This window comes from Nocardia wallacei, assembly GCF_014466955.1.
In the GTDB taxonomy this organism is placed as follows: domain Bacteria; phylum Actinomycetota; class Actinomycetes; order Mycobacteriales; family Mycobacteriaceae; genus Nocardia; species Nocardia wallacei.
On the sequence record NZ_AP023396.1, the window covers coordinates 308,249 to 335,030 of the forward strand.

General features: G+C 69.4%; 26 protein-coding genes. 13 read left to right on the top strand and 13 right to left on the bottom strand.

From position 1 onward, the window contains the following. Nucleotides 1–38: 38 nt before the first annotated feature. The 3 genes from NWFMUON74_RS01375 to NWFMUON74_RS01385 form a co-directional block, all read right to left on the bottom strand. The gene (locus tag NWFMUON74_RS01375) at nucleotides 39–1,355 is read right to left on the bottom strand and encodes a class I SAM-dependent methyltransferase (RefSeq protein ID WP_187686210.1); all 1,317 of its coding nucleotides are present in this window, start codon (nucleotides 1,353–1,355) and stop codon (nucleotides 39–41) included. Then, complete coding sequence (locus NWFMUON74_RS01380) at nucleotides 1,352–2,788, bottom strand: FAD-binding oxidoreductase (protein WP_187688846.1); 1,437 nt, start codon at nucleotides 2,786–2,788, stop codon at nucleotides 1,352–1,354. The genes NWFMUON74_RS01375 and NWFMUON74_RS01380 overlap by 4 nt, the downstream gene beginning before the upstream one ends. A gap of 245 nt (nucleotides 2,789–3,033) precedes the next feature. Continuing rightward, entirely contained in the window at nucleotides 3,034–3,795 is a 762-nt protein-coding gene (locus NWFMUON74_RS01385) for a hypothetical protein (protein WP_187686211.1), read from the bottom strand. A 114-nt stretch (nucleotides 3,796–3,909) separates the two neighbouring features. Here NWFMUON74_RS01385 and NWFMUON74_RS01390 point away from each other — a divergent pair, with 114 nt between their 5' ends. After that, entirely contained in the window at nucleotides 3,910–4,344 is a 435-nt protein-coding gene (locus NWFMUON74_RS01390) for an SRPBCC family protein (RefSeq protein ID WP_187686212.1), read from the top strand. A gap of 46 nt (nucleotides 4,345–4,390) precedes the next feature. Here NWFMUON74_RS01390 and NWFMUON74_RS01395 read toward each other — a convergent pair whose 3' ends face one another. From NWFMUON74_RS01395 to NWFMUON74_RS01405, 3 genes are read right to left on the bottom strand one after another with little or no spacing between them, the layout of a single operon-like run. Then, nucleotides 4,391–4,738 (bottom strand): VOC family protein, encoded by a 348-nt coding sequence (locus tag NWFMUON74_RS01395; protein WP_187686213.1) that lies wholly within the window; start codon nucleotides 4,736–4,738, stop codon nucleotides 4,391–4,393. A 14-nt stretch (nucleotides 4,739–4,752) separates the two neighbouring features. Continuing rightward, a complete protein-coding gene (locus tag NWFMUON74_RS01400; RefSeq protein WP_187686214.1) occupies nucleotides 4,753–5,574 on the bottom strand; it encodes a MerR family transcriptional regulator in 822 nt (273 codons plus the stop codon). A gap of 34 nt (nucleotides 5,575–5,608) precedes the next feature. Then, a complete protein-coding gene (locus tag NWFMUON74_RS01405) occupies nucleotides 5,609–6,190 on the bottom strand; it encodes a hypothetical protein (RefSeq protein WP_187686215.1) in 582 nt (193 codons plus the stop codon). Nucleotides 6,191–6,313: 123 nt separating this feature from the next. Between NWFMUON74_RS01405 and NWFMUON74_RS01410 the strand changes: the two genes are divergently transcribed. Together NWFMUON74_RS01410 and recR are read left to right on the top strand one after the other, a co-directional pair. After that, nucleotides 6,314–6,652: a YbaB/EbfC family nucleoid-associated protein gene (locus NWFMUON74_RS01410; protein WP_187686216.1), complete on the top strand. Its 339-nt coding sequence runs from the start codon at nucleotides 6,314–6,316 to the stop codon at nucleotides 6,650–6,652. A gap of 16 nt (nucleotides 6,653–6,668) precedes the next feature. After that, nucleotides 6,669–7,277 carry a recombination mediator RecR gene (gene recR / locus NWFMUON74_RS01415; RefSeq protein WP_187686217.1) on the top strand — a complete coding sequence of 203 codons (609 nt, stop codon included), beginning with the start codon at nucleotides 6,669–6,671 and terminating at the stop codon, nucleotides 7,275–7,277. 9 nt (nucleotides 7,278–7,286) lie between these two features. On the opposite strand, the gene NWFMUON74_RS01420 is transcribed toward recR, so the two are convergent. After that, complete coding sequence (locus NWFMUON74_RS01420; protein ID WP_187686218.1) at nucleotides 7,287–7,931, bottom strand: hypothetical protein; 645 nt, start codon at nucleotides 7,929–7,931, stop codon at nucleotides 7,287–7,289. Next, on the bottom strand, nucleotides 7,928–8,140 hold the full coding sequence (locus NWFMUON74_RS01425) for a hypothetical protein (protein WP_187686219.1): 213 nt from the start codon (nucleotides 8,138–8,140) through the stop codon (nucleotides 7,928–7,930). The genes NWFMUON74_RS01420 and NWFMUON74_RS01425 overlap by 4 nt, the downstream gene beginning before the upstream one ends. 194 nt (nucleotides 8,141–8,334) lie before the next feature. On the opposite strand from NWFMUON74_RS01425, the gene NWFMUON74_RS01430 reads away from it, so the two are divergent. Then, nucleotides 8,335–9,420: a PLP-dependent cysteine synthase family protein gene (locus NWFMUON74_RS01430; protein WP_232111086.1), complete on the top strand. Its 1,086-nt coding sequence runs from the start codon at nucleotides 8,335–8,337 to the stop codon at nucleotides 9,418–9,420. A gap of 31 nt (nucleotides 9,421–9,451) precedes the next feature. On the opposite strand, the gene NWFMUON74_RS01435 is transcribed toward NWFMUON74_RS01430, so the two are convergent. Next, a complete protein-coding gene (locus NWFMUON74_RS01435; protein ID WP_187686221.1) occupies nucleotides 9,452–10,216 on the bottom strand; it encodes a sulfite exporter TauE/SafE family protein in 765 nt (254 codons plus the stop codon). A gap of 271 nt (nucleotides 10,217–10,487) precedes the next feature. Between NWFMUON74_RS01435 and leuA the strand changes: the two genes are divergently transcribed. Both leuA and NWFMUON74_RS36685 read left to right on the top strand, forming a co-directional pair. Continuing rightward, on the top strand, nucleotides 10,488–12,290 hold the full coding sequence (leuA, locus tag NWFMUON74_RS01440; protein WP_187686222.1) for a 2-isopropylmalate synthase: 1,803 nt from the start codon (nucleotides 10,488–10,490) through the stop codon (nucleotides 12,288–12,290). Between the two features lie 317 nt (nucleotides 12,291–12,607). Further along, on the top strand, nucleotides 12,608–15,019 hold the full coding sequence (locus NWFMUON74_RS36685; RefSeq protein WP_232110785.1) for a MinD/ParA family ATP-binding protein: 2,412 nt from the start codon (nucleotides 12,608–12,610) through the stop codon (nucleotides 15,017–15,019). A gap of 123 nt (nucleotides 15,020–15,142) precedes the next feature. Here NWFMUON74_RS36685 and NWFMUON74_RS01450 read toward each other — a convergent pair whose 3' ends face one another. Further along, a complete protein-coding gene (locus NWFMUON74_RS01450; RefSeq protein WP_187688847.1) occupies nucleotides 15,143–16,057 on the bottom strand; it encodes a LysR family transcriptional regulator in 915 nt (304 codons plus the stop codon). Nucleotides 16,058–16,179: 122 nt separating this feature from the next. Here NWFMUON74_RS01450 and NWFMUON74_RS01455 point away from each other — a divergent pair, with 122 nt between their 5' ends. The 7 genes from NWFMUON74_RS01455 to NWFMUON74_RS01485 all read left to right on the top strand — a co-directional run bounded on the left by NWFMUON74_RS01455 (nucleotide 16,180) and on the right by NWFMUON74_RS01485 (nucleotide 24,288). Next, nucleotides 16,180–17,124, top strand: a complete 945-nt coding sequence (locus NWFMUON74_RS01455) for an EamA family transporter (protein WP_187686223.1) — start codon at nucleotides 16,180–16,182, stop codon at nucleotides 17,122–17,124. 119 nt (nucleotides 17,125–17,243) lie between these two features. Then, the gene (locus NWFMUON74_RS01460) at nucleotides 17,244–18,971 is read left to right on the top strand and encodes a hydroxysqualene dehydroxylase (protein WP_232110786.1); all 1,728 of its coding nucleotides are present in this window, start codon (nucleotides 17,244–17,246) and stop codon (nucleotides 18,969–18,971) included. 50 nt (nucleotides 18,972–19,021) lie between these two features. Next, nucleotides 19,022–19,651 carry a pyridoxamine 5'-phosphate oxidase family protein gene (locus NWFMUON74_RS01465; RefSeq protein ID WP_187686224.1) on the top strand — a complete coding sequence of 210 codons (630 nt, stop codon included), beginning with the start codon at nucleotides 19,022–19,024 and terminating at the stop codon, nucleotides 19,649–19,651. A gap of 41 nt (nucleotides 19,652–19,692) precedes the next feature. Beyond that, entirely contained in the window at nucleotides 19,693–20,928 is a 1,236-nt protein-coding gene (locus NWFMUON74_RS01470; protein WP_187686225.1) for a Mur ligase family protein, read from the top strand. After that, entirely contained in the window at nucleotides 20,925–21,635 is a 711-nt protein-coding gene (locus tag NWFMUON74_RS01475) for a type 1 glutamine amidotransferase (RefSeq protein ID WP_187686226.1), read from the top strand. The genes NWFMUON74_RS01470 and NWFMUON74_RS01475 overlap by 4 nt, the downstream gene beginning before the upstream one ends. A gap of 117 nt (nucleotides 21,636–21,752) precedes the next feature. Then, nucleotides 21,753–23,375: a GMC oxidoreductase gene (locus tag NWFMUON74_RS01480; RefSeq protein WP_187686227.1), complete on the top strand. Its 1,623-nt coding sequence runs from the start codon at nucleotides 21,753–21,755 to the stop codon at nucleotides 23,373–23,375. A gap of 106 nt (nucleotides 23,376–23,481) precedes the next feature. Next, nucleotides 23,482–24,288, top strand: a complete 807-nt coding sequence (locus NWFMUON74_RS01485; RefSeq protein WP_187686228.1) for an ion transporter — start codon at nucleotides 23,482–23,484, stop codon at nucleotides 24,286–24,288. Here the strand turns inward: NWFMUON74_RS01485 and NWFMUON74_RS01490 are convergent. The 3 genes from NWFMUON74_RS01490 to NWFMUON74_RS01500 all read right to left on the bottom strand — a co-directional run bounded on the left by NWFMUON74_RS01490 (nucleotide 24,285) and on the right by NWFMUON74_RS01500 (nucleotide 26,751). Next, entirely contained in the window at nucleotides 24,285–25,487 is a 1,203-nt protein-coding gene (locus NWFMUON74_RS01490) for a low temperature requirement protein A (RefSeq protein ID WP_187686229.1), read from the bottom strand. The genes NWFMUON74_RS01485 and NWFMUON74_RS01490 overlap by 4 nt on opposite strands. A gap of 41 nt (nucleotides 25,488–25,528) precedes the next feature. Beyond that, nucleotides 25,529–25,984, bottom strand: coding sequence for an SRPBCC family protein (locus tag NWFMUON74_RS01495; protein ID WP_187686230.1), 456 nt, complete (start codon nucleotides 25,982–25,984; stop codon nucleotides 25,529–25,531). 194 nt (nucleotides 25,985–26,178) lie between these two features. Further along, complete coding sequence (locus NWFMUON74_RS01500) at nucleotides 26,179–26,751, bottom strand: TetR/AcrR family transcriptional regulator (RefSeq protein ID WP_187686231.1); 573 nt, start codon at nucleotides 26,749–26,751, stop codon at nucleotides 26,179–26,181. Nucleotides 26,752–26,782: the final 31 nt, after the last annotated feature.

Genomic DNA, 26,782 nt, shown 5'->3' on the forward strand with positions numbered 1-26,782 from the left:
GGGTGCGTGCTGCCTTCTCAGGTGACGGATGGGGTGTCTCAGGCGTTCCACCAGGGGCGCAGGGGGACCGTCCACTTCTCGTCGGGGCCGAGTTTCATGCCGAGGACCTGGTGGAGTTGGACCACGTTGCGTTCGAAGCCGAGGACGCAGCCGGCCATGTAGAGGCCCCAGACCTTGGCGGTGCCCTCGTCGGCGGCGGCTACGCAGTAGTCCCAGTTCTCGACCAGGTTCTTGCACCATTCGCGCAGGGTGAGCGCGTAGTGCGGGCGCAGGTTCTCCTCGTGGAAGACCTCGAGGCCGACGTTCTGGATGTCGGAGATGATGCGGCCGGAGCCGATCAGCTCGCCGTCGGGGAACACGTAGCGGTCGATGAAGTCACCGGCCTTGGTGGTGCGGGTGTTGTCGGGCCGGGTGATGCAGTGGTTCAGGAACAGGCCGCCATCGCGCAGCTTGCTCTTGATGTAGCCGAAGTACGACGGGTAATTGTGCACGCCGATGTGCTCGGTGAGACCGATCGACGACAGCGCGTCGAATTCGGTTTCGGGCACGTCGCGGTAGTCGGAGTGGCGCACCTCGGCCAGGTCCTGCAGACCCTCCTCGGCGATCTTCTTCTGCGCCCACTCGGCCTGCTCCTTGGACAGCGTCGCACCGATCACCTTGACGCCGCGCTTGGCCGCGTAGCGCACCATGCCGCCCCAGCCGCAGCCGATATCGAGCAGCCGGTCGCCCGCCTTCAGGTTGAGCTTGTCGAACACCAGGCGGTACTTGTTCTCCTGCGCCTGCTCGAGGGTCCAGTTCTCGTCGCCGTAGACCGCGCAGGTGTAGGTCATCGACGGGCCGAGCACGTACTCGTAGAACTCGTTGGAGACGTCGTAGTGGTGGTGGATCGCCTCGGCGTCGCGGCCTTTGGAGTGCCGGAAGCCCTCCAGGGCGATGCGTCGCCAGCGCGGCAGCGTCTCCTGCGGCGGCGGAGCGATCGGCTTGAGCGCATCCCAGCCAAGCGAGCGGGCGATGGTGACCAGCGCCAGCGCCGACGGGCGCCGGAACTTCAAGTCGCTCATCGCTTTCAGGATGTCGTAGGGATCACCCGGGTGGACACCCTCGACGGCCATGTCACCGGAGATGTAGGCGCGCGCCATGCCCAGATCGCCCGGGGCGGTGGCGATGTAGTTGATGCCGCGCGGGGTGCGGATATCCAGCCGGTACTTCGAATCCTCCGGGCCGCAGCTCGACCCGTCGTAGGCGGTGAACCGAATGGGCACCGGCCCCTCGACGAGGGTCTCGAAGATCTCGGCGATGCTGAGTTTGGTTCCCAGTTCCGCGAAGACGTCCGAACGATCTTTGAACGTGGTCACTTGCGTTGCACCGCCTTCGAATACAAATCCAGTAAACGATGATCCGGGTCGTAGTGTTTCTTCAAATCGGGGTAGACGTCGCCGCCGTACAGAGCGGCGAATTCATCTTTGTCGTAGTACGCGTCCGAGTACAGAGATTTGTGACCGTCCAGTTCGGACACCTTGCGTTCGATCGCGCGATTGGCGGCGCCCTCCGGCGCACCCGGTGTCGTCGGCACGGCCGACCAGAAGCCGACGTTGACGTAGGTCCGCTCGGGTTCCAGCGGGTACAGCGGCCACGGCCGCCCGCCGGTGGTGGATCCCTTGTCGCGCAGGCGCAGTGGGCACAGCCAGACCGGCTCGATCGGAATCTCGGCGAGGAACCACGCCATGAACTCGGCGGTGCGCTCGATGGGCACCTCGATGTCCTGCACGACGCGTTCGCGTGGCGGGTTGCCCTTGCGGGCCTCCAGCTTGTCGGCGATGTCGTACTTGTGATCGAGCGCGATCAGCTTCCAATAGAAGCTCGAGCGCCGGTACTTCCGGGGCCAGAACCGGCGGATCCGCGGGTTCTGGGTCCCGAACGCGCGCGAGCACCAGAACCAGTCGGTGTCCCACCGCCACAGGTAGTCGTGGATGGTGAGGCGGTCGCGGCGGGGCTGTTTCGCGTCGTGCTGGATGGACCGGTAGAAGATGTCCATCCCGGTGTAGTCGCTGACCGGGCCGGGCTCGTCGGTCTGCCGGCCGAGGATCAGGTAGCTCTCGTCGGCGGTGAACACCACGCCGTCGAGGTAGTCGACCGGCTCACCGTCGTAGGAGCGGTCGAGCACGATCTGCGCCATGACCGCTTCCAGCTCGCGCAGGTCATGGAAGCGCACGTGCCGCAGCGCCACGTAGGGCCGCACCTGTTCCAGCTCGATCTTCAGCCGGGTCGAATAGCCGAGCGTGCCATAGGAGTTCGGGAAGCCCCGGAACAGTTCGGCGTGCTCGCCGTCGGGCGTCGCGGTGATGATCTCGCCCGCGCCGGTGAGCACGTCGATCTCCAGCACCGACTCGTGCGGGAGGCCGTTGCGGAACGACGTCGACTCGATGCCCAGGCCGGTGACCGCGCCGCCCAGGGTGATCGTCTTGAGCTGCGGCACCACCAGCGGGGCCAGCCCGTACGGCAGCGTCGCGGCGACGAGATCCTCGTAGGTGGTCATCCCGGCCACGTCGGCGGTCCGGGCCTGCGCGTCGACCGCGATCACCTGGGTCAGGCCCGAAACGTCCAGCCCCGGAGCGGGGTTCTTGGCCCGGGCCCGGAACAGGTTCGAGGTCTTCTTGGCCAGCCGGATGTTCGCCTCCCGGGGGATGGCGCGATAACTGGCCAGCAGGCGGTCGACCCCCGCCCGATGCGCGGCAAAACCTGATTCGTGTGCGGCCGGTGCGCGGCCGGCCTTCCCCAACAGACTCACTGCCACACCCTGACGCTATCTCTCCCCGAAGGGGGAGGCCACCGCGAGGGTACCTATTGCCAGGAATTTTCACGTATCCGTTGCATTGCGTCGGGGTCTGCGCACGATGCCCTGGCGACCGGTGAACCGGCAGGTCGAGGCGGTGATTAGCCTGTCTAATGGAGTGTGCTGAGATGGAGTGTGCTGAGGTCTTCGTCGGGTGCGCGGTGCGGAATCGCTCGTCGGCTCCCGGGCGGCGGACGCGCTCAGTGGTGGGGGTACCCGTTCGGCGGTCCCGAGTGCGGGTAGCCCGGCGGCGGCCCGTAATCGTGAGGCGGTTGTCCCGGATACGGCTGCGGCCGATAGCCCGGCGAGGGCGATCCGGGACCGGGCATGCCGGGCTGCGGTGGCGCATATTCCGGTCCGGACGTGCCTGGCCGGGGTGGGGCATACCCGGGTCCCGGCGCGCCGGGCTGCGGCGGGTAGCCGGGGACCGGTGCGCCTTGCTGCTGCGGCGCGTGGCCACCGGGCGCTGCCTGGGGATATACCGGGGTGTGCGGTGCCGCGGCGGAATTCGCGTGGCCCGCCGATATGTTCTGGCCCGGCGCGAACCCGTCCGGCGACGCCTGGACGCCCGCGACGCCGGGCGGTTGCGCCATCGGATAGGGCGAATTGTTCGGTGGGGGAGGCGAGCCCGCAGCGGCGGTCGGACCGGTCGGCTTGCGTAGTTCGCCGCGCAGCAGCCACACACAACCCGCGCTCAGCAGCGGGCCGACGACGATCAGGGTCCAGCCGATGCGCTTGTTCCTGCTGTTCTGCTCGTCGATGGTGCGGGTCGTCGAACTGCCGTGCCGACTCGTCGTCGTGCAGGTGTCACCCGCCTTCATCTCGTGGCCGCCGCAGTCCACCGTGCCGTCGCCGTTCAGGGTCACGACGCCGCCGATCAGCAGGCCGATGCCGAATACGATGCCGAGCACATAGGTGACGACGTCCTTGATCCGGCGTGCGCGCAGCACGGTATTCGACACGAACCCCCCTAGGTGATTCCCGTTACGATGACGACCCGGCTCCCCTGAGTCGCGGCGTAGCATAGCCCGGCGGCAGGCAACGTGCACATCGCCGACTCAAACAAGGAGTTCACAGTGGGACAGGTCAGCGCCTCCAGTTCGATCGTCGTTCCGGCAGATTCGCAGCGCGCGCTCGAGGCGATCTCGGACTACGAAACGGTGCGCCCCCGCATCCTCTCGTCGCACTATCGGGATTACAAGGTACTCGAGGGCGGCAAGGGCGCCGGCACCGTCGCGGAATGGACGCTGCAGGCCACCGAGAAGCGGTCGCGCAATGTGCACGCGGTGGTGTCGGTCTCGGATTCGATCGTGACCGAACGGGATTCGAATTCGACGCTGGTGACGACCTGGACGGTGACGCCGTCCGGCGCCGGCTCCCTGGTCACCGTCCGGACCAGCTGGAAGGGCGCCGGTGGCGTGCCCGGCTTCTTCGAGGGCATCTTCGCGCCCCTGGGCCTGAAGAAGATTCAGGCCGAGGTGCTGGAGAACCTGAAGGGCGAACTGTCCTGAGGTTTTCCGGTCGCGCGCGGACCGGATCGGCGCGGACCGGATCGGCTCAGCCTTCGGCGATGTCGAACAGGTTGCCCTCGGGATCGGCGAGGGTGGACCAGCTGATCCCGTACTCGTCGTAATCGGCGATGTGCTTGGCGCCCAGCGTGATCGCCCGCTCGATCTGGTCGCGGCGATCGGTCGCGACCAGGTCGAGGTGGACGACGTTCTTGCCCGGATTCTTGTCCGGCACGCGCAGGAACATCAAAGTCGGCGACATGGTGTCGCGGCCGACCGTCGCGAAGTTCTGATTCGCCTCCGGATCGACGGGCTGCTCCAGCAATTCGGCGTAGAAACGCGCCAGCGCGGCGGCGTCCGCGCAGTCGACGGCGATATTGGCGAGCCTGGGTGGCATGGGTATTCCTTTCTTTACGGCCGGCCGACCGGCCAGCAGACCTCGGTGCGGAAATCGGAAGGATCCGCGACATCGCCCGGCCCGAGGAGGTACAGCTCCCGGACCGGTTCGGCGAGTGCGGTGTCGTGTTCGGCGACATGGCTGCCCAGGGCGCCGTAGGTGCGGTCGAAATCGGTGAACGGTCCGGTGTGCACGGCGATGGCGAAACGCCGGGCGGGCAGCTCGAGCACCGCGGTGCCGTCGGCTGTGGCGAGCCGGTCGCGATCGGCGGGCGCGATCGGCACGAACGCGACCACCTCGCCCACCTCGTTCTCGAAGAAGTCGGTGGAGTAGGTGGCCCCCGCGGGGCCGGCCGGTGCCACGCCCGCGGTGGCCAGCGTCTCGTAGAGCCTGCCGAAGGCGGTGTCGCACCATTGCGAGATACCTTCTTGTGCAACGGAATTCGCGAAGGTCAGGGCGGGAAATGCTGGGACGCAGCGGTATTCGACCGCGATCGGCGCGCGCGGCGACAACAGGGCCCGCAGCGAGGCCACCACGTCCCGGGTGCGCGCCAGTTCGGCCTCCATGCGTTCCAGATGGGCTCGCAGGGCGGCATCGCGCGCGGACCGGTCGGGCGCGGCCAGCACTGTGCGGATGTCGGGCAGCGGCATGTTCAGATCACGCAGGCGCCGGATGAGGTGCGCCTGGGCGACCTGGTCGGTCGAGTAGCGCCGATAGCCGGAGGCCGGGTCTCTCGTCGCGGGTTCGAGCAGCTCGATCTCGTCGTAGTACCGCAGCGTCTTCACGCTGAGATACGTCAGCCGGGCGAATTCCCCGATGGGGACGGTCGCTGTCATGCCGACCAGCGAACACCCTCCAGCGGGGGGAGAGTCAATAGGTCAGCACGAAGGTCAGCAGGGGCGTCGTCTGGAAGGCGCCGCGCCACCAGGAATAGCCGAACCAGACGCCCGGGGTGACCTCGCGGATCTCGTCCCAGATCTGCGGGGTGATGGACGGGGCGTAGTCCAGCGCCCACACCGGTTGCCCGTCGAGGATCGACGGCGCGCTGTAGACGTTGGCGGGGAAGCCCTCGGTCCCGCCGCCGAGGATGCGGTTCTGCAGGGTGCCGCCGTCGGGATCGGTGTAGAAGTTCTTGCCGCTCCACAGCGGCGGCGCTACCGCCTCCACGATCGGCGGGCGCGCGACCCAGCCGTTCGTCACGCCGATGGGCACGGTGCCGCGGGGCGCGTTCAGGAAGATCTGGTCCTGCTGCTGCGGATCGCAGATGTCGCGCAGCGCCACGATGGTCGCCTGGGGATTTTCGGGATACAGCACGCAGCCGCCGCCGTAATCGGTGTCGGCGTGCGCGGCGGGCGCGGCGACGACCGGCGCCACGGCGAGCAGCGCCGCCAGGCAGGCCGGGGCGAGCACCCGCCGCAGCGATATCCGAATGGGTTCACGGGCTGCCCGCATAACCGCCTCCATGTGACCTGACCCCACCCACTGATCCTAGTTCGCTATCGACGGGGCGATAGGGGGGTAGACCCAATCGTGACTACGCTGGGGAGCAACCACTTCCCGCAGAGAGGACAGCCCGTGGAGCCCGGTGGACAGGTCGACATGCAGGCCCTGCTTGCGCAGGCACAACAGATGCAGCAGGCGGTGATGGCCGCCCAGGCCGAACTCGCGGAGTCGGTGGTCGAGGGCGAAGCCGGCGGCGGGCTGGTGAAGGTCACCGTGAAGGCGACCGGCGAGGTCCAGACGCTGCAGATAGACCCGAAGGTCGTCGACCCGGAGGATGTCGAGACCCTGCAGGACCTGGTGGTGGGCGCGATCAACGCCGCGACCGCCAACGCCCAGCAGCTGGCCGCGGAGAAGCTGGGCCCGCTGGCCGGCGGCATGGGCGGGGGTTCGATGCCCGGCCTGCCGTTCTGAGCGCGGGGCCACCGCGTTGTACGAGGGTCCGGTTCAGGATCTGATCGACGAGCTGGGCAAGCTGCCCGGCGTCGGTCCCAAGAGCGCGCAGCGGATCGCGTTCCACCTGCTGTCGGTCGAGCCGCCGGAGATCGACCGGTTGCAGGCCGCGCTGCAGAAGGTGCGCGACGGGGTGCGGTTCTGTTCGGTGTGCGGCACCGTGTCCGACGGTGAGCTGTGCCGCATCTGCGCCGACCCGCGCCGCGACCGCACCCTCATCTGCGTGGTCGAGGAACCCAAGGATGTGCAGGCCATCGAGCGCACCCGGGAGTTCCGCGGCCGCTACCACGTGCTCGGCGGCGCACTGGACCCGCTGTCCGGTATCGGCCCGGATCAGCTGCGCATTCGAGAACTGCTGGGCCGCATCGGAAATCAGGACGACGGCGTCGACGTCACCGAGGTGATCATCGCGACAGACCCGAACACCGAGGGCGAGGCGACGGCCACCTATCTGGTCCGTATGCTGCGCGACTTCCCGGGACTGTCGGTCACCCGGCTGGCTTCGGGCCTGCCGATGGGCGGCGATCTGGAATTCGCCGACGAGCTGACGCTGGGCCGGGCGCTGTCGGGCCGCCGCGCGCTGTAGCGCGGCCGCTCAGAGGCGGACCGGTTCCCAGTCCAGCGCCGCCAGCCGGGTGCGGTCGCCGGTGGTCCAGTCCCAGATCAGGTCGGCGACGCGGTGGGCGTCGCCGAGCCGGGCGCCGAAGTGCCGGTCGGGTGAGCCGTCGCGGTATTCGAGGGTGTAGTCGCCGTCGCCGTCGCGGAAGGTCTGGATGTAGACCTGGGGTTCGCGCTCGACGATCAGATAGGGATTGGGGTCGGACAGCTCCGGGATCCACTGGTGTATGAGCGGCTCGGTGAGATAGGGGAATTCGCCCGCGCCGCCGTGGGTGACGGTGACCGGGATGTGCCCGGCGGGGTCGAGCAGCCAGGCGAGCTGAGGATCGTAGACCGCGTACGCCCGTGGCGTGGCGAGGTCGAACAACAGTCCGCGCAGATGGCCGATCGCGTCATAGGGACTCGAAACATACAGTGCCGCACCGGTTTCCGCGCCGCCGACGGGCGCCTCGGTGAGGAAGCTGTCCGGTTCGGGCAGTGCGGCGTTGCGTTCGTTCAGCGCGGCTGCCAGCTCGGCCACCACCCGGTCCTCCGGCAGGCCGCGCTGGGCGGTCAGGTAGGCGTCGACCTCGTCGGGGGTGGTGGCGACGCCGGAGGGCAGCAGTACGTGGTCGTAGCTCACCCGGTCAGGCTACGTGGCCCGGAACCGGGGGCCGCGCAGCCGCAGCCGCCCGCCACGTCGAAACAGTCGACGATGAAGGTGTGCCGGGCGTGATCGGTGTCGTGGCAGTCGGCGTCCGTGCACTCCACCGACCGGTCGGTGTGCACGATCAGCGTGCCGTGACAGTGGTCGAGCGTGGCGTCGCAGGACATACAGACCCGTACGTGCATGAAGACCTCCTGTGTGAGAGACCGTCCGCCCTACGGTCGTACCACGTGCGGGCCACTCGCCGGAAACCCTCGGACAGTGTGTCGTCCGCCGCTGTCCGGGGCGCGGGTACAACGGTGGTGTCGGGGCAATCCGCCCGCAACCGTGAGGAGCGCGTATGACAGCCACTGCCGGACCCACCGGAGCCGCGCCGGACATGGTGGACGTCAACCGGTACGACCCGGGCCACCGGGCCTGGCTGGCCGAGGCGATCGCCAAGGTGCGCGCCGATATGCGCCGTTCGTCGGATACGCACCTGCTGCGGGTCCCCGTGGCGGCGGTGCCGGGCGTGCACCTGTATCTGAAGGACGAGTCCACGCATCCGACCGGATCGCTGAAGCACCGGCTGGCGCGGTCGCTGTTCCTGCACGCGCTGTGCAGTGGCTGGATCCGGCCCGACCGGCCGGTGATCGAGGCGTCCAGTGGCTCGACGGCCGTCTCCGAGGCGTACTTCGCCCGGCTGATCGGGGTGCCGTTCATCGCGGTGATGGCGCGCGGTACCAGCCGGGAGAAGGTGCGGTTGATCGAATTCCACGGTGGCCGATGTCATTTCGTGAACGACGCGAACGAGGTCTACGACGTCGCCGCGCGGCTGGCGACCGAGACCGGCGGCCACTACATGGACCAGTTCACCTTCGCCGAGCGGGCCACCGACTGGCGCGGCAACAACAACATCGCCGAGTCCATCTTCGATCAGCTCGCCGAGGAACCGCACCCCGATCCGGCCTGGATCGTGGCGACCGCGGGCACCGGCGGCACCTCGGCGACCATCGCCCGCTACATCCGCTACACGGGCCGGGCCACCGGGATCTGCGTGGCCGATCCGGACAACTCCGCGTTCTTCCCCGGCTGGCGCGACGACGATCCGGCCGCGACCACCGAGATCTGTTCGCGCATCGAGGGCATCGGACGCCAGCGCGTGGAGCCCAGCTTCGTCGGCACCGCGATCGACCGGATGATCCATGTCCCCGACGCCGCGGCCATCGCGTCGATCCAGGTGCTCGACGAGCTGATCGGGCGCAAGGCGGGCGCCTCCACCGGTACCGGTCTGTGGGCGGCGTTCCACATCATGGCCGAGATGGCGGCGGCCGGGCGGGCGGGCAGCGTGGTGGGCCTGCTCTGCGATCCGGGCGATCGCTACATCGACAAGTACTACTCGGCCGAGTGGCTCGCCGCGCAGCGGATCGACATCACGCCGTATCGAGCCCGCTTGCGGACGTTCCTGGATTCGGGGGTGCTGTGACTACGTGATCGGCATACTACGTGTCGGCAGACTACGTGGTCAGCAGGCGCACGATGGCGACGACGCCGACCACGACGATGACGCCGCGCAGCACCGCGGGCGACATGCGGCGGCCGACCGTCGCGCCCAGTTGCCCGCCGATGATCGAGCCCACCGCGATCAGCGCGACCACCTGCCAGGCCACGTCGGCGACGAACACGAAGATCAGCGCCGACAACGTGTTGACCAGCAGGGCCAGGAAGTTTTTCACGGCGTTCAGGCGCTGCAACTCGTCGTGCACGAACACGCCCAGCAGGCCGATCAGCAACACGCCCTGGGCCGCGCCGAAGTAACCGCCGTAGACGCCGCTGACCAGTACCGCCAGCCAGAGCAGCGGGCCGCCGTGTGCGGGCGACGAGTCGTCGGCTGCGCGGCGGGCGCGGACCCAGCGGGAGAGGCGCGGCTGCACCACGACCAGGATCAGGGCGGCGATGATCAGGACCGGGACGATCGCCTGGAATGCCTCGGGCGGCAGGCGGAGCAGCAGGACCGCGCCCAGCGCGCCGCCGATCAGGGAGGCGGTGCCCAAGCGGAGCAGCCTGGCCCGCTGGCCGGTGAGTTCGCGGCGGTAGCCGAGTACGCCGCTGAGGCCGCCGGGGACCAGGCCGACGGTGTTCGAGACGTTGGCGGTCACGGGCGGGTAGCCCAAGGCCAGCAGGACCGGGAAGGTGATGAGAGTGCCGGACCCGACGATGGTGTTGATGCACCCGGCCGCGATTCCCGCACCGAAGATGGCCAGCTGGTCCAGCAGAGTCATACCGTTCCCTATCGACGTCCCCGCTCCGGTCCCGTGCTCCGACGAGCGGATACGCCGCAGACGCTATACGTAGGACGAATCCGGACATTTGCGGGCCGCGCTTTCACCCGCAGATCGGGCACCTGTAAACTCGCGGACATCATGCAGCGGGCACTCCTTCTCGGCCGCCGCGACGGGGTCTGACACGGACCGGCTCCCGTCGCGGGGTTCAGCTGTGCCGGTCGGCCCAAGCACATTGGGACACACCAAACCCACACTCACGGAGAATCGCATGTCACCCGCTGACGCCTTCGTATCCGGATCGCGCACCATCACCGCGCCGTCCAAGCCCGCGCCGGCCGACCAGCCCGCGTGGAACAAACAGAAGAACTCCTCGATGCCGACCTTCCGGTACCGGCCGTTCGCCGAGGAGGTCGAGCCCGTCACGCTGCCCGACCGCACGTGGCCGGACAAGGTCATCGATCGCGCCCCGGCCTGGTGTGCCGTGGACCTGCGCGACGGCAACCAGGCGCTGATCGACCCGATGAGCCCGGCCCGCAAGCGCCGCATGTTCGATCTGCTGGTGCGGATGGGCTACAAGGAGATCGAGGTCGGTTTCCCCTCCGCCAGCCAGACCGATTTCGACTTCGTCCGCGAGATCATCGAGGACGGCGCGGTTCCGGACGACGTCACCATCCAGGTGCTGACCCAGTGCCGCCCGGAGCTGATCGAGCGCACCTTCCTGGCCTGCCAGGGCGCACCGAACGTGATCGTCCACTTCTACAACTCCACCTCGATCCTGCAGCGGCGGGTCGTGTTCCGGGCCGACCGTGACGCGGTGAAGAAGATCGCCACCGACGCCGCGACGCTGTGCCTGGAGATCGAGCAGCGCTACCCCGACACGAACTGGCGCTACGAATACAGCCCGGAGTCCTACACCGGCACCGAGCTGGAGTACGCCCGCGAGGTGTGTGACGCGGTCTCGGCGATCATCGCACCGACTCCCGACAAGCCGATGATCATCAACCTGCCCGCGACGGTCGAGATGGCGACCCCGAACGTCTACGCCGACTCGATCGAGTGGATGAGCCGCAACCTGGCCCGGCGCGACTCGATCGTGCTGTCGCTGCATCCGCACAACGATCGCGGCACCGCCGTGGCCGCCGCCGAGCTGGGCTACATGGCGGGTGCGGACCGCATCGAGGGCTGCCTGTTCGGCAACGGCGAGCGCACCGGCAACGTATGCCTGGTCACGCTGGGCATGAACCTGTTCTCGCGCGGCGTGGATCCGCAGATCGACTTCTCCGACATCGACGAGATCCGCCGCACCGTCGAATACTGCAACCAGCTGCCCGTGCACGAGCGGCACCCCTACGGCGGCGATCTGGTCTACACCGCCTTCTCCGGCAGCCACCAGGACGCCATCAACAAGGGCTTGGACGCGATGAAGGCGCAAGCGGACTCGGATGGCCGCGACGTCGAGGACATCACCTGGGAGGTCCCGTACCTGCCCATCGACCCCAAGGACGTCGGGCGCACCTACGAGGCCGTGATCCGGGTGAACTCGCAGTCCGGCAAGGGCGGCGTCGCCTACATCATGAAGACCGACCACGGCCTGGCCCTGCCGCGCCGGCTGCAGATCGAGTTCTCGCAGGCGATCCAGCGGATCACCGACGGCGAGGGCGGTGAGGTCTCGCCCAAGGCGATGTGGGACGTCTTCGCCGAGGAGTACCTGAACCCGATCCTGCCGCTGGAACGCATGCGGCAGAAGGTGTCCGCCGCGGAGACCGACGGCGGTACCGACCACATCGATGCCGTGGTCAAGGTGGAGGGCACCGAGCAGGAGATCTCCGGCGAGGGCAACGGACCGCTCGCGGCGTTCGTCGACGCGCTGGCGACCATCGGATACGACGTGCGGGTGCTGGACTACTCCGAGCACGCCATGTCCGCCGGTGACGACGCGCAGGCCGCCGCCTACGTGGAATGCGCCGTCGGCGACCAGGTGTCGTGGGGGGTGGGCATCGCGACCTCCATCACCACCGCCTCGCTGCGCGCGGTGGTCTCCGCCGTCAACCGGGCGCACCGGGGCAGCTGAGCCGTTCGATACCGCGGTCGCCCAGCCGTTCCGCACCGTCCCGTATTCGTCGGGGCGGTGCGGTCCGCCGGGCGGCGCGAGCCGGTCTCTTCCGACTTCCCGGGCCGCCCAAGGCGTTTCACAACCCTCCGGGACGCCGGTGCCGAATCACCCGCTCGCGACACCGAATCCAGGGAGTTTTCCACATGTGGACAACTTACCGCTGACGGGAGTACAGGCTGGTCCGCGACGGCACGGGCATCCGACCAGCGTGCTAGCTTGGGGGTGCATTCAGCGCCGAGCTCTCTGCTCGTAAAACCCGAGCAGATGGGGGAAACGTGACACCTGACGACAACTCGACCTCACCGCCCTGGTTGCACAACCCCGGGGTGGACGTAGCCGCCGAGAAGGACGATCCGAACTCGAACCCGGCGCACGACGACGAACAGACGGACGACGCCGCGATATCGGGCGAGGCCACTGCGACATCGGGCGAGGCTACCGCGATATCGGGCGAGGCCACCGCGACATCGGATGAGGCCACCGCGACATCGGCCGAGGCCGACGTGCCCACTCCGGATGCGGAGACCGTCGACCCCGAATCCGCCGACGAACCCGAACAGGCCGCGGGCATCCTCCCGCCGGTGCCGGATTCGATCGAGCAGACCACTTTCGCACCGCAGTTCGGCCAGGAACAGTTCGGGCCGTTCTCGCCGCCGCCCGGCGGGCCGCCGGGGTCGTTCGCGCCGGGCGGTCAGTTCCCGCCGAACCAGGGCTTCCCACCCGGCGGTTTTCCGCCGCCCGAGCACGGCGGCCCCTTCGCGCCGGGCCAGGGCTTCCCGTCCGGTGGTTTTGCGCCGCCCGAGCACGGTGGTCCGTTCGCGCCGCCGGGCGAGCAGGGACAGTTCCCGCCGCCTGGTGAGCAGAGCTACTTTCCGCCGCCTGGTGAGCAGGGACAGTTCGCGCCGCCTGGTGGTCCGAACGAGCAGGGATATTTCCCGCCGCCCGGTGGTCCGAACGAGCAGGGCTATTACCCGCCGCCCGGCGGGCCCGATGGGCCGGGCTATTTCGCGCCGCCCGGTGAGCAGGGCGGCTTTCCGCCGCCCGGTGGCCCGGGTGAACAGGGGCATTTCCCGCCTTCCGGTGGGAATCCCGCTGAGCAGGGCTACTTTTCGAGGCCGGGCGAGCCGGGCCGGTTTGCCCCGCCGGGTGATCCGGGCCAGTTCGGTCCGTCCGGCGGCTCCGGGGAGGGCGGGTACCTTCCGCCGTCCGGTGGGCCCGCGGATTCGGGTCGATTCCCGCCGCCCGCAGGGCAATACCCGGCCGATGCCACGGAGAAGTACTCGGCCGCGCCCGGCGACTCGAACTCGTTCGCGCCGGCCTCCTACGGCGAGATGCGGCAGGAGACGCCCTACGGCGAGGTGCGGCAGGAGATCGGCGCGGACGGCATGGTCCGCCGGGTCTTCGACGAGGAGCAGTCCGCGCCGTCGGCCCAGGAACAGCCGGGCGGGGCGGGGGAGCAGTTCAGCTGGGCCCCACCGCCGTTGCCGCCGCAGCCCGCGGCCCCGCCGCAGCCCTATCAGCAGCCGCAGCCCAGCCGCGACAACTGGCAGGGCGGGCCGCCGCAGTCCCAGCCGCCGACGGGCTTCCACCAGCCGCCGCAACTGCCGGGCCCGCCCGGCCAGTCGATGAACGAGCTGAACCTGCTCAAGCGGGCCCGCCGCTCGCCGCGCAGCGGCTGGCGCAAGGCCGTGCACAAGGTCACCGGCGGCACCATCAATCCGGGCGAGTCACCGGCCGACATAATCCAGCGCGAGCTGGTCGAGCGGGTGAACCAGCCGGTGCGCGGCGACTACCGGATCGCCATCCTGTCGCTGAAGGGCGGCGTCGGAAAGACCACCACCACAGTCGGTCTGGGCTCGACGTTCGCCTCCTCGCGCGGCGACCGCGTGATCGCCATCGACGCCAACCCCGACCTGGGCACGCTCGCGCACCGGGTGCCGCGGCAGACCCGCTCCACGGTGCGCAACCTGCTGGAGGACCAGCACATCAGCCGCTACTCGGATGTTCGGGCGCATACCTCGCAGGCGCCGAGCCGGCTGGAAGTGCTTGCCAGCGAACAGGATCCGGCCGTCTCGGAGGCGTTCAGCGAGGCCGACTACCGGCGCGCGATCAACATCCTGCAGCAGTTCTACAACATCATCCTGACCGACTGCGGCACCGGACTGATGCACTCGGCCATGAAGGGCGTGCTCGACCTGGCCAGTTCCCTGATCCTGGTGACCTCACCGGCGATCGACGGCGCCCGCAGCGCCTCGGCCACGCTCGACTGGCTCGAGCACCACGGCTACGGCAAGCTGGTGGAGCGAACGGTGGTGGTGGTCAACGCCTCTCGTCGCGGCGCCTCCACGGTCGACCTCGACCAGTTGCGCAAACTGTTCCTCGACCGCACCCGCGCGGTCCAGGTGGTCCCGTTCGACGACCACCTGGCCGAGGGTGCGGAAATCGATCTGGAACTGGTCGGCAAGCCCACCCGCACGGCCCTGCTGGAACTCGCCGCCATGGTCGCCGACGACTTCGGCTACCACGTCCCCCAACCGCCCTTCCCCGGCCCGCACACCCAGTACTCCGGCCCCCAGGGCCAGTACCCGGGCCCGCAGGGCGGATACCAGCAAGCGCAGTACCCGGGATCGCAAAACCCCTACCCCGGCCAGGACCCGTACCCGAGTTTCGACCGCTACCAGGGCTGAACGTACTACCTACCCTCGCCGCCCTTCTCCCGTCAGCGGCGGGAGCTGAACGTACTACTTGCCCTCGCCCTTCTCCCGTCAGAGGCGAGAGCTGAACGTACTACTGCCCTCGCCCTTCTCCAGTCAGCGGCGGGAGCGGGGTGGGGCGGCGGTGACGTGCTCGGCGGCGGTTCGGAAGGCGGCGAGCACCGTGGCTATCGCGGGGCGGGCTTCGGGGTGGGGGCGGGTGACGAGTTCGTAGAGGCGTGCGGCGCGGACGCCCGCCAGGCGCAGTACGCCCAGATCCGGGTGGCGGACCGAGAAGCGGGGCATGAGGGCTACGCCGTAGCCCACGGCGACGAGTTCCTCGATTACCAGGAAGTCGTTGAGCCGCTGGGCGATTCGAGGTTGTACGCCGGTGACGGTGGCGATCGAGCGGAGCACGTCGTCGACCGGGAAGCCGCCGCGGACACTGAACCAGGTCTCGTCGGCGAGTTCGGCGGGGACCACCGCGCCCTGTCCGGCCAGGCGATGGCCGGGCGGCACGACGACGTCGATCGGTTCGCGCATCAGTACCTCGGCATCGACCCGCGGACCGGCCAGCGAGGGCGCGCGCTCGTCGCGGTGGGTGAGGACCACGTCGTAGTCGGCCAGCAGGCGCGGCACCTCGGTCGGCGGCACGTCCTCGTCGCGGGCGAACACCTCGACACCGGTGTCCGCCAGCGCCGCGAGGACCCGGGGCAGCAGCAGGGCGGCGCCGGACGGAAACAGCGCCACTCGTACCTGTCCGCGCGGCGAGCGCCGATACAGCGCCATCTCGGCGACCGCGCGGTCCATCGCGGCCAGCACGTCGTCGGCGCGCACCACCAGTGCCCGGCCCGCGTCGGTGAGCCGCACTCGCCGTCCGGCGGGTTCCAGCAACGCCACACCCGCTTCCCGCGCCAGCACCTTGAGTTGCTGCGAGACCGCCGACGGCGTCATCGACAGCGCTCGCGCCACCTCCGCCACCGTCCCGCGATCGGCCAGCTCCCGCAGGATCCGCAGCCGCTCGACGCCCATGGCAGGCCCGGATTCGCCGCCCGGTGCAGGTGCCGCCAGCTCGTTCACTCTTCAGTTCTACTACATCAATCATCCAAAAGTATTCGATTGTTCTTACTAGTTGCCGACCTCATCATTAGCCCGTGAACTACCGTGATCGCCTGCTCGGACTGGCTGTCGTCGTGCTGTGGGGCCTGAACTTCCTCGCCCTCCATGTCGGCCTCGAGCACTTCCCGCCCTTCTTCTTCGCCGCGCTGCGCTTCGCCGTACTGGCGGTGCCGGTGATCTTCCTGGTCCCGCGGCCACGGGTGCCGCTGCGGTGGTTGCTGTTGTACGGCACGGGATTCGGAATCGCGCAGTTCGCGTTCCTGTTCACCGCCATGCGCGCGGGGATGCCGACGGGCCTGGCCTCGCTGGTGCTGCAGTCCTCGGCGCCGTTCACCGTGCTGCTGGGCGCGCTGCTGCTGGGCGAGCGGCTGCGCCGGGTGCAGGGGCCGGGCCTGCTGGTCGCGGTGGTCGGCATGGTCGTGATCGGGTGGGATCGCGCGCAGCACGCCACCCTGCTGCCGGTGCTGCTGACGTTGGCCGCCGGGCTGGGCTGGGCGTTCGGCAATATCGGTTCCCGGCTGGCCGCGGGCGGCGGGGAGAAGGTGGATCCGCTGCATCTGGCGCTGTGGATGGCCGTGGTGCCGCCGGTGCCGATGTTCGCGCTGTCGGCCGTGGTGGAGGGCCCGGCGACGGGCCCGCGCGCCGTGGCGGATTCGTTCACCGCGCACGGCTGGCCCGCGCTGATCGCGCTCGCCTACACGGCGATCCTGGCGACGGTCGTGGGCTCGGGCCTGTGGACCTATCTGATGGGCCGCTACCCCGCCGGTGCCGTCGCCCCGCTGACGCTGCTGGTCCCGGTCGTGGGAATCGGTGCGGCATGGGCATTCCTGAACGAGCGGCCCACGGCCCTATCCCTCATCGGCGCATTGATCGTGATCACGGGAGCGTTCGCCGCCACCTCCACACCCCGCCGCCCCAGCCTCCTCACCGAGCCCACCCTGCCCACGGCCACGGCCCCCGCGCTCACACTCAGCAAGTAATCGGCAAAGTCCGCTTCGTGCGGGGGCGTGGTGGCCTGCCAGGCCGGGCGCTTACAGTGGGCCGCGGCGTGGAGGTCTGGAAGATGGTGGAACGATTGGGGGTCGCGTCGCGGAGAAGGATGCTTCGCGGAGCGGCGGGGGTGGTTGCGGCGGGAATGGCCGGTGCGACGGTGTGGCGGGGGCCGCGCGCGGCGGCGGAGGCGGGGCGTCGGGTCGCGGTGTTCGGCGGCGGGGTGGCCGGGCTGACGGCCGCGCACGAACTGGCCGAGCGGGGCTTCGAGGTGACCGTCTACGAGCGCCGGGCGCTGGGCGGCAAGGCGCGCAGCATCCCGGTCGCGGGCAGCGGCCGCGACGGTCGGCCCGATCTGCCCGGCGAGCACGGATTCCGGTTCTTCCCCGGGTTCTACCGCCACATCCCGGACACCATGCGGCGAATCCCGTTCCCCGGCAACGAGAACGGCGTGTGGGACAACCTGGTGCCCGCGGCGGAGGCGCGCTTCGCCCGGCAGGGCGCCGACGACACCATCGTCCCCATGCGCAGCGGCGGCGCCCGCGGCTGGGCGACCCCGGACGATTTCCGCCAGACCGTCGGCTCGGTCATCGCCACCTCGGCGAAGATGCCGATGGCCGACGCGCTCTACTTCGCCAACCGCCTGCTGGTCTTCGACACCAGCTGCGATGCCCGCCGCTTCGGCCAGTGGGAGCACGTGCCGTGGCGCGACTTCGTCGGCGCGGCCGGGCGGTCCCGCGAATTCCGGGCGCTGCTGTCGCGCACGCTCACCACGCTGCTGGTCGCGGCGAAGGATGAGCAGGCCAGCACCCGCACCATCGGCGCCATGGGCGAGCAGTTTCTCGGCAACCCGCGCGAGATCGGCAACGACGGCCCGCTGGACCGCGTACTCGACGGGCCGACCAACGAGGCCTGGATCGATCCGTGGGTGCGCCTGCTGCGCGAACTGGGCGTGCGGTTCGAGACGGCGGAGGTGCGCGGCCTGGACGTGCGGGACGGCCGGATCGCGAGCGCCCGCATCGTCGACGGTTCCGGCGCCGCGCACACCGTGGCCGCGGACTATTTCGTGCTGGCCGTGCCCGTCGAGGCGACGCGCGCGCTGTGCACGCCCGAAATCCTCGCCGTACGACCGGAATTGGCCGCGTTGGACCGGCTGGTCGTGGACTGGATGGCCGGGATCCAGCTGTATCTGCGGCGCCCGGCGCAGATCGCGCGCGGCCACGTCGCCTACGTCGATTCGCCGTGGTCGCTCACCTCCATCGCGCAGGGCCAATTCTGGTCGCGCACAAGGCTTTCCGAGCGCGGCGACGGGACGGTACAGGACTGCCTGTCGGTCGACATCTCCGACTGGAACACGCCCGGCCCGCTGTTCGGCAAGCCCGCCAAGGAGTGCACCCACGACGAGATCGCCCGCGAGGTCTGGGCGCAGCTGCGCGCCCATCTGGCGGACGTCGCGCCGCGCGACGACGACCTGCACTCCTGGTTCCTCGACCCCGGCATCGCCTGGGACGCCGAACGCCGTCGCAACAGCAACGCCGACCCGCTGCTGATCAACACCGCCGGTTCCTGGGCGGCCCGGCCGCAGTCGCACGGCGGACTGGAAAACCTTTTCCTCGCAGGCGATTACGTGCGCACCAACGTGGACCTGGCGACCATGGAGGGCGCGAGCGAGGCGGCCCGCACGGCGGTGAACGCCCTGCTGGACGTGGCGGGCTCGAACGCCGACCGCTGCCGCCTGTTCACCCTGTACCGCGCCGCCGAACTGGAACCACTGCGGCGAACCGACGCCGACCGCTACGCTGCGGGCCGGCCCAACCTGTTCGACATCGCGATCTGATTGCTCACAAACCCCTTGGCGCGGGCCGTATTCGGCAGTTCAATCGGAGGATGAGCGAGATCACGACCGCCGCCGAGCTGCGTGAGCTGCTCGGCCACCCGCATCCCCGCGCCGCCGGCAAGGACCGCGCCGCGCTGCATCCCCGCGACCGCCAGTGGATCGCCACGTCCCCGTTCGTCGTGCTGGCGACCAGCGATGCCGACGGCAACTGTGACGCCTCCCCGAAGGGCGACCCGGCCGGGTTCGTGCGGGTCCTCGACGATCGCACCATCGCCATCCCCGAGCGCCCCGGCAACCGGCGTGCCGACGGCTACCTCAACATCCTGTCCAATCCCCATGTGGGCGTGATCTTCCTCATCCCGGGCCGCAACGAGACGCTGCGCGTCAACGGCCGCGCCCGGCTGGTGCGCGAGGCCCCGTACTTCGACGACATGATCGTCAAGGGCCACCGCCCGGTGCTGGCCGTCGAGGTGGCGATCGAGCAGATCTTCTTCCACTGCGCCAAGGCGTTCATGCGCAGCAGCCTGTGGAAACCCGACGGGTGGCCGCACGACGACCTGCCGGGCGCGGCCCGTCTGGCCAAGGAGGTCCAGACCGACATCACCGAAACCGTCGAGGAGCTCGAGCGGCGCTACTCCCCGGAGAACTACGAGAAGCTGCTGTACAGCACCGGGGGCTAGCCGCCCGCGCACATCGCGCCGACCACCAATAAACTCGCGGCGTGGCAGACATCTCGGTGCGTGGACGGCTCGCGCTGCGCGCGGCGGCGGCGGCGTCCTGGGCCTCGCAGCAGGCCGGTCGCGGTAAGGGCTCGATGATCGGCGGCCTGATCGCGTTGCTGATCGATCCGAAGCTGATGACGCAGCTGGGCCGCGGCCGCCGCACGGTCCTGGTCACGGGCACCAACGGCAAATCGACCACCACCCGGATGACCGCGGCCGCGCTCGGCGCGCTCGGGCGAGTGGTGACCCAGGCCGACGGCGCCAATATGGACGCTGGCATCGTGTCGGCGCTGAGCACCGACCGCACCGCCCCGCTGGCCGCGATCGAGGTCGACGAACTGCATCTGCCGCACGTCAGCGACGCCTTGAACCCGGCCGCCGTGGTGCTGCTGAACCTGTCCCGCGACCAGCTCGACCGGGTCGGCGAGATCAACATGATCGAGCGCAAGCTGCGCGCCGGGATGGCCCGCCACCCCGACGCCGTGCTGATCGCCAACTGTGACGACGTGCTGATCACCTCGATCGCCTACGACCATCCGAACGTGGTGTGGGTGGCCGCCGGCAGCGGCTGGTCGGTGGACGCCACCAGCTGCCCGCGCAGCGGCGAGCCGATCGTGTGGGAGGGCACGCACTGGCGCAGCACCGGCGCCGACTTCCATCGTCCGGAGCCGGACTGGTGGGTCGACGAGGAGCACCTCTACGGTCCCGAGGGCGTGAAACTGCCACTGCACCTTGCGCTTCCGGGCCGCGCCAACCGGGGCAACGCGGCCCAGGCGGTGGCGGCGTCGGTCGCGCTGGGCGTGCGCCCCGAGGCGGCGGTCGAGGCGGCGGGCACGGTGCGCGAGATCGCCGGTCGCTACCGCAGCGTGCGGCTGGGCGAGCACAGTGCGCGGTTGCTGCTGGCGAAGAATCCGGCGGGCTGGCAGGAGGCGCTGTCGATGATCGACCCGGAAGCGACCGGCCTGGTCATCGCCGTCAACGGCCAGGTGCCCGACGGCGAGGACCTGTCGTGGCTGTGGGATGTGCGCTTCGAGCATTTCGAGGGCACCCAGGTGATCGCCGCGGGTGAGCGAGCCACCGACCTCGCGGTGCGCCTGACCTACGCCGGCGTCGAGCACACCACGGTCCCGAATCCGTTGCGCGCCATCGCTTCCTGCCCGCCCGGACGGGTCGAGGTGCTGGCCAACTACACCGCGTTCCGGGATCTGAACCGGGAGCTGGAGGGTCGATCATGAGCGAATCCACCGTCCGCATCGGACTGGTGCTGCCCGATGTGATGGGCACCTACGGCGACGGCGGCAATGCCGTGGTGCTGCGGCAGCGGTTGCGCATGCGCGGGCACGACGCCGAGATCGTCGAGGTCACCCTGAACGACCCGGTGCCGGACTCGCTGGACGTCTACCTGCTCGGCGGCGCCGAGGACTCCGCGCAGCGACTGGCGACGCGCCACCTGCGGCGCTACCCCGGCTTGCAGCAGGCCGCCGCGAAAGGCGTTCCGGTACTGGCGATCTGCGCCGCGATCCAGGTGCTCGGCCACTGGTACGAGACCTCGAGCGGCGAACGGGTCGACGGGGTCGGGCTCTTCGACGTCACCACCTCCCCGCAGGCCGTGCGCGCCATCGGGGAGGTGGCCACCACGCCGCTGCTGCCGGGCCTGTCCCAGCCGCTGACCGGTTTCGAAAACCATAGGGGCGGAACGAAACTCGGCAGTGACGCGCAGGGCCTGGCCCGCGTCACCCGCGGCGTGGGCAACGGCGTCGGCGACGGCCTGGAGGGCGTGGTGCAGGGCTCGGTCCTGGGCACCTACATGCACGGCCCCGCCCTGGCCCGCAACCCGGAACTGGCCGACTACCTGCTCATGCGCGCCCTCGGCGTCGATGAACTCGCCCCCTTGGAGCTGCCCGAGGTCGACCAGCTCCGCCGCGAACGCCTGCGCGCCTGATCACCTGCTATAGCGTTAGGCTATGCACATGGTGTTATGACGACTACCGATTGTGTTGAGTCGATCGTCGTCCGCCGGGTACGCTCGCGCGCGATCGAACTCGAGTAAGGAGCCCGGGTGCGCAGACGTGCCTTTCTGAGGGCCGCTGGGACGGCGGCGTTGCTGGGTGCGGCGGGGGCTGCGCACGGGATCGGCCCGGCGGCGGCCGACCCGGTCTGGAGCGAGCTGTTCCGGAGCTGGGTGCCCGAGATCTTCGCGCCGATCCCCGATCCGCCCGAGCATTCGCCGGCCATCGTCGTCGGCTCCGGGTTCGGCGCCGCGGTCGCCGCGCTGCGGCTGGCCGAGGCGGGCGTGGCGAACACCGTGCTGGAGCGGGGATCTCGCTGGCCCAACGACCCGTGGCGGGAGATCTTCACCGGCGACGACCTGCCCGACGGCCGCGGCTTCTGGCATCGCAGCAGCTTCACCGGCGTCACCAAGGTGCCCATGCAGTGCGCCCCGTTCGGCGGCGTCCTGGATGTCACCGAATTCTCCGGCATCGACGTGTGGCGCGCGGCCGCGGTCGGCGGCGGGTCCGTGGTCTTCACCGGCACGATGATCGCCCCCGAACAGCGCTGGTTCGACGAGATCTTCGGCGGGACAGTCGCTTTCGGCGAGATGGAGCGGGTGTACTACCCGCGGGTGCGGCAGCAGCTGCGGCTGAGCCCGCTCCCGCCGGACCTGTACGCGGCGTCGCCGTTCAGCCATTCCCGGCGCTGGGACGAGCAGGCCCGCGTGGCCGGATACCAGCCGCAGGCCAACGACTCGATCTTCAACTGGGACATCCTGCGCGGTGAATTGGCCGGGACGACGCGGCCCTCGGCCACCGCGGCGCGCAGCAACCTGGGCAACTCCAACGGCGCGAAGTTCGATCTGAACCAGAACTATCTGAAATACGCCCAGGAGTCCGGGAAGTCGGCGGTCTACCCCGGCCATCGGGTCGACGCCATCGCGCAGGACCCGGGCGGCCGCTACGTCGTGACCGTGACCAAACTGGATCCCACCGGCGCGGTGCTGGCGACCCGCACCCTCACCTGCGACCGCCTGTTCCTCGGCGCGGGCTCGATCGGCACCACCGAACTGCTGGTGCGCGCGCAGGCCACCGGCGCGCTGCCGCACCTGAACGAGCACATCGGCGACGGCTGGGGCACCAACGGTGACGTGGTCCTCGCCCGCGTGGACAACTCGCTGTCGGGCACCGGCCAGGGTGTACCCAGCGCCAGCCGCATCTTCGACTCCTCCGGAATGCCGCTGACCCTGGAGAGCTGGTTCATCCCCGGCGTTCCGGTGGAGACCGGCGCGCTGGCCTCGCTGGGCATGGTCTTCGATCCGACCCGCGCCCGGATCGGCTTCGACGCCGGGCGCAACGCCGCCGCCCTGGCCTGGCCGCGGCAGGCCCAGGAGCAGGTCGTGGAGGCGTGCCGCCTGGTCGACCACCGCATCGCCGAACGGTCCGGCGCCGTCTTCGACTACGTCACCCCGCTCGGCTACGACGCCAACGCCGTGTTCACCGCGCATCCGCTGGGCGGCGCGGTGCTGGGCCGCGCCACCGACAACTACGGCCGGGTGCACGGTCATCCGGGCCTGTACGTGGTGGACGGGGCCGCGATTCCGGGCAGTACCGGCACGGTGAATCCGTCGCTGACCATCACCGCCCTGGCCGAGCGCAATCTGGAGGCGATCGTCCGCGCGGGTCGGTGATCGCCGGAGACCTCATCGAGCGTGCCGGTGCGCTGCGGGAGATCCGCGCGCCGGTCGCCGGCACCCATTACTCTCGGCGGAACCGTTCGATGTGGAAGGGATCGCTGTGTCGCAGTACCGCACCGGGGCGGGCGCGCCGCCGGAGGACTACCCGCGCAAACCGCCGGCGCTGTGGACCGACTTCGTGATGCTGGCGCTCGCGGTGGTGTCGGTGGTGCTGGTCGGCTGGGTGACCTTCTTCCCGATCTCGCCCGGCGCATACCACGTCCTCGTCATCGTCGACTACACGATCTGCGCGATCTTCGCCGCCGAATTCGTCTGGCGCTGGCGCCGGGCCGACTGGTCCTGGACCTTCCCGTTCGTGTACTGGTACGAGGTCCTGGGCATGATCCCGGTGACCAGCCCGTTCTTCCGCGGTTTCCGGCTGCTGCGGATCGTGGTGATTCTGGTCCGGCTGGCCCGCGTCGCCGACCGTGTGTTCGGTGACCGGGTGACGGCGGCCGTGGTGAACCGATTCGTCGGCACCATCGTCGAGACGATCAAGCGCCCGGTGACCATGGCCGTGCTGGAGGAGGTCGCGACGGTGCTGCGCGCCGGTCGCTACACCCGCAATATCGCCGCCGCGCTGGAGGAGAACCGCGGCGAACTCGACGCCATGATCGTCGAGTTGATCCGCAACGACCCGCAGATCGGCCGGGTCCGCTATCTGCCGTTCCACGAGGACATCATCCGGACCATCGCCGATATCAGCTTCCGCATCGTGTTCCAGGCGCTGGCCGATCCGCGCACCGACGAACTCATCGGAGATGTGTTGCGGGAGAACGTGAATCAGATGCGCGAGGCGGTCCGCGACGGCGTGCAGGTGCCCGAGACCGTGGACCACAAACCGGCGTCGCCGATCTCCTACCGCTAGCCGCCGTGCCGGATCCGCTCGCGCGGCTGTGCGAAACGCACCAGCTCCCATACGGTCAGCACCGCCAGCACCGCGCACAGCAGCGCCAGCGCGGCCATCGCCGGTAGCCGCGTCGCGATCGGGAGCAGCGCGGCCAGCACCACCGCCGTCGCCACCCGCGCCCAGGAGACCTGCCCGGTGGCGTACTGCTTGAAGCCGACGAGCGCGAGCAGGTACAGCATCACCCCGCCGTACAGCGCGAACATCGGAATCCCGTGCAGCGCATCGTGCAACGTGTGCCCCTGGGCGCCGCCGAGATAGTTGAGCACCTTCTTCAGCCCCAGCGACAGCGCGATGATGCCCGCGATCATCGGAAAGTGCCAGTAGGTGTAGCAGTTTCGCGCGATCTGGATGCGCCGCTCGCCGCGGGCATGGGTCATCGCGTGCTCCACCGCATGCGCCGCCACGTCGAAGTACGCCCACCACAGCAGGCCCGAAACCGTCAGCGCCAGTAGCGATCCCACGGCGATGGGCCACGAGATGGGCAGGCCCGCCATACCGACGCCGATGGAGACGATCGACTCGCCGAGCGCCACGATGATGATCAGCCCGTGCCGTTCGGCGAAGTGGCTCGCCGAGTTCAGCCGCCACTGGTTGCCGGCGAAGAACGTCCACAGCATGTCACCGGTGATCGCGGCGATCCACAACCAGATCTGGACCGTGCCGTGATTCATCGCCGCGACGATCAGCAGCGTGGTGCCGATCGTGATGGAGCCCGCGGCCCAGCGCGTGACCTGCCCGCGCAGCTGCTGATCCTCGTCGCTGGCCAGCCAGAACATCACCAGGTGCACCAGCCGGATGACCAGGTAGGCGATGGCGAAAACCAGTGGCCCGTACCAGCCGCCGGGCATGTCGTGGAACGCCTCGGGGATCACCTCCGCCACGATCAGCGCCGCGCCCATCGCCGCGAACATCGCGACCCGCGCGATCCCCTCGTCGGCCCGCACCACATTGCCCAGCCAGGCGTAGGCGATCCACACCCACCACATCACCGCGAGCACCAGGACGGCCCGCAGCATGTTCAGCGCCGTCGTCTCGTGCGCGGCCAGATCGGTCACCTGGGTGAAGGCGAACACCAACACGAGATCGAAGAACAGCTCCAGCTGGGTCACCGAGGCGTCCTCGGAGACGATCTGTATCCGCCGTTTCACACCGGTCATGCCGATATCGTGCCAGCCGGTCGGTGTGCTCGGCGGGACGCTCAGCCCACGTCGTAGTTCTCGAACCGGAACTTCTCGATGAACTCGATCAGGTTCTGCACCGCTTCCTCGTTCACGCGGGCGATGCTGCGCTTCATCAGGATTCCCGGCACCGGGATCGGCAGCTGCAATTCGCAGTGGTACCAGACCTCGGTGCCCTCCCCGGTCACCTCCAGCTCGAACCAGCCGCGGCCGCCGCCACCGGCACCGCTCTCCACCACTTCCCAGGCGATCCGGTCCTCGGTGCAGTCGTATTCGAGAACCTGCCGATCGGAATTGCCGAGCGGGGTGACCGTGGCGTATACCTTCTTGGGACGTCCGTAGTCGTCGTACGTCGCCACGCGCACATCCTTGTGCGACGGTGACCATTCCGGAATCCGATCGATCGCGAGCAACGCCTCCATGACTTGTTCGGGATCGAGGTCGATGACGAATCGGTGGTCGGTCTTCGTGCGCATGTTGTGCCCTCCACCCCCCGTAATGCTTCGAGCCCGATTGTCGCCGGGGCCACAGCACACGTCAACCGTGCCTCCCGTGCGGCAGCCGGTCCGCGGCACGGTGTTTCGGGGTGCGGCGGTCGTGCGGTCTGCGGCCTCCGCACCTGGTCGGCGCAGTAGCGACAGTGGCGGAATCCGGTCAGAGGTGATAAGCATCACACGGTGATCGCCCGATCGACGGCGGCCCGCACCAATTCGCGCCGCTGCTGCTCACCGAAAATCTCGGGCAGGGTGAGGCTTTCGAGAATCAGCCAGTTCAGGCTCAGGTACAGCAGCACCACCGTGGTGGCGTCGCCGGGCATTCCGGCCTCGAGGTGATTGCGGACATTGAGATCGAGGTCGGCGCGCACCCGCTCGGTGAGCATCGCCTGCAGTTCGGGCCGCCGGGTCGCCTCCAGTCGTAGCTCCAGCTGGGCCAGATAGCCGGTGCGGAATCCGGCCACGCGCCCGACGACCTCGGTCATCAGTTCGGCGATGGTCTCCCGGCTCTTGGGCGCGTCGGTCAGCATCGCCATGGTCTCCGCGCTGGGTTGCAGTCGTTCGTAATAGCGCCCGCAGACCTGGGTGAGCAGGTCGTCGCGATTGGCGAAGTAGTTCGAGGCCGTCCCGGCCGGTACCCCCGCCTCCTTGTCGACGGCGCGAAAGGTGAGCCCGCGCGCGCCGTCTCGCGCCAGCACCTCGATCGCCGCGTCCAGCAGGGTCTGCCGGCGCTCGGGATTGGTCCGCATCTTGACACCACTCCATCCGTAGTACTACATT

Coding starts and splice junctions, on each gene's coding strand:
- NWFMUON74_RS01450 (WP_187688847.1), bottom strand. CDS start 16,057: ATGGGCGTCGAGCGGCTGCGGATCCTGCGGGAGCTGGCCGATCGCGGG.
- NWFMUON74_RS01465 (WP_187686224.1), top strand. CDS start 19,022: ATGAGCGAGATCACGACCGCCGCCGAGCTGCGTGAGCTGCTCGGCCAC.
- leuA (WP_187686222.1), top strand. CDS start 10,488: ATGTCACCCGCTGACGCCTTCGTATCCGGATCGCGCACCATCACCGCG.
- NWFMUON74_RS01490 (WP_187686229.1), bottom strand. CDS start 25,487: ATGACCGGTGTGAAACGGCGGATACAGATCGTCTCCGAGGACGCCTCG.
- NWFMUON74_RS01400 (WP_187686214.1), bottom strand. CDS start 5,574: ATGACAGCGACCGTCCCCATCGGGGAATTCGCCCGGCTGACGTATCTC.
- NWFMUON74_RS01405 (WP_187686215.1), bottom strand. CDS start 6,190: ATGCGGGCAGCCCGTGAACCCATTCGGATATCGCTGCGGCGGGTGCTC.
- NWFMUON74_RS01425 (WP_187686219.1), bottom strand. CDS start 8,140: ATGCACGTACGGGTCTGTATGTCCTGCGACGCCACGCTCGACCACTGT.
- NWFMUON74_RS01460 (WP_232110786.1), top strand. CDS start 17,244: ATGCTTCGCGGAGCGGCGGGGGTGGTTGCGGCGGGAATGGCCGGTGCG.
- NWFMUON74_RS01475 (WP_187686226.1), top strand. CDS start 20,925: ATGAGCGAATCCACCGTCCGCATCGGACTGGTGCTGCCCGATGTGATG.
- NWFMUON74_RS01430 (WP_232111086.1), top strand. CDS start 8,335: ATGGTGGACGTCAACCGGTACGACCCGGGCCACCGGGCCTGGCTGGCC.
- NWFMUON74_RS01395 (WP_187686213.1), bottom strand. CDS start 4,738: ATGCCACCCAGGCTCGCCAATATCGCCGTCGACTGCGCGGACGCCGCC.
- NWFMUON74_RS01500 (WP_187686231.1), bottom strand. CDS start 26,751: ATGCGGACCAATCCCGAGCGCCGGCAGACCCTGCTGGACGCGGCGATC.
- NWFMUON74_RS01495 (WP_187686230.1), bottom strand. CDS start 25,984: ATGCGCACGAAGACCGACCACCGATTCGTCATCGACCTCGATCCCGAA.
- NWFMUON74_RS01435 (WP_187686221.1), bottom strand. CDS start 10,216: ATGACTCTGCTGGACCAGCTGGCCATCTTCGGTGCGGGAATCGCGGCC.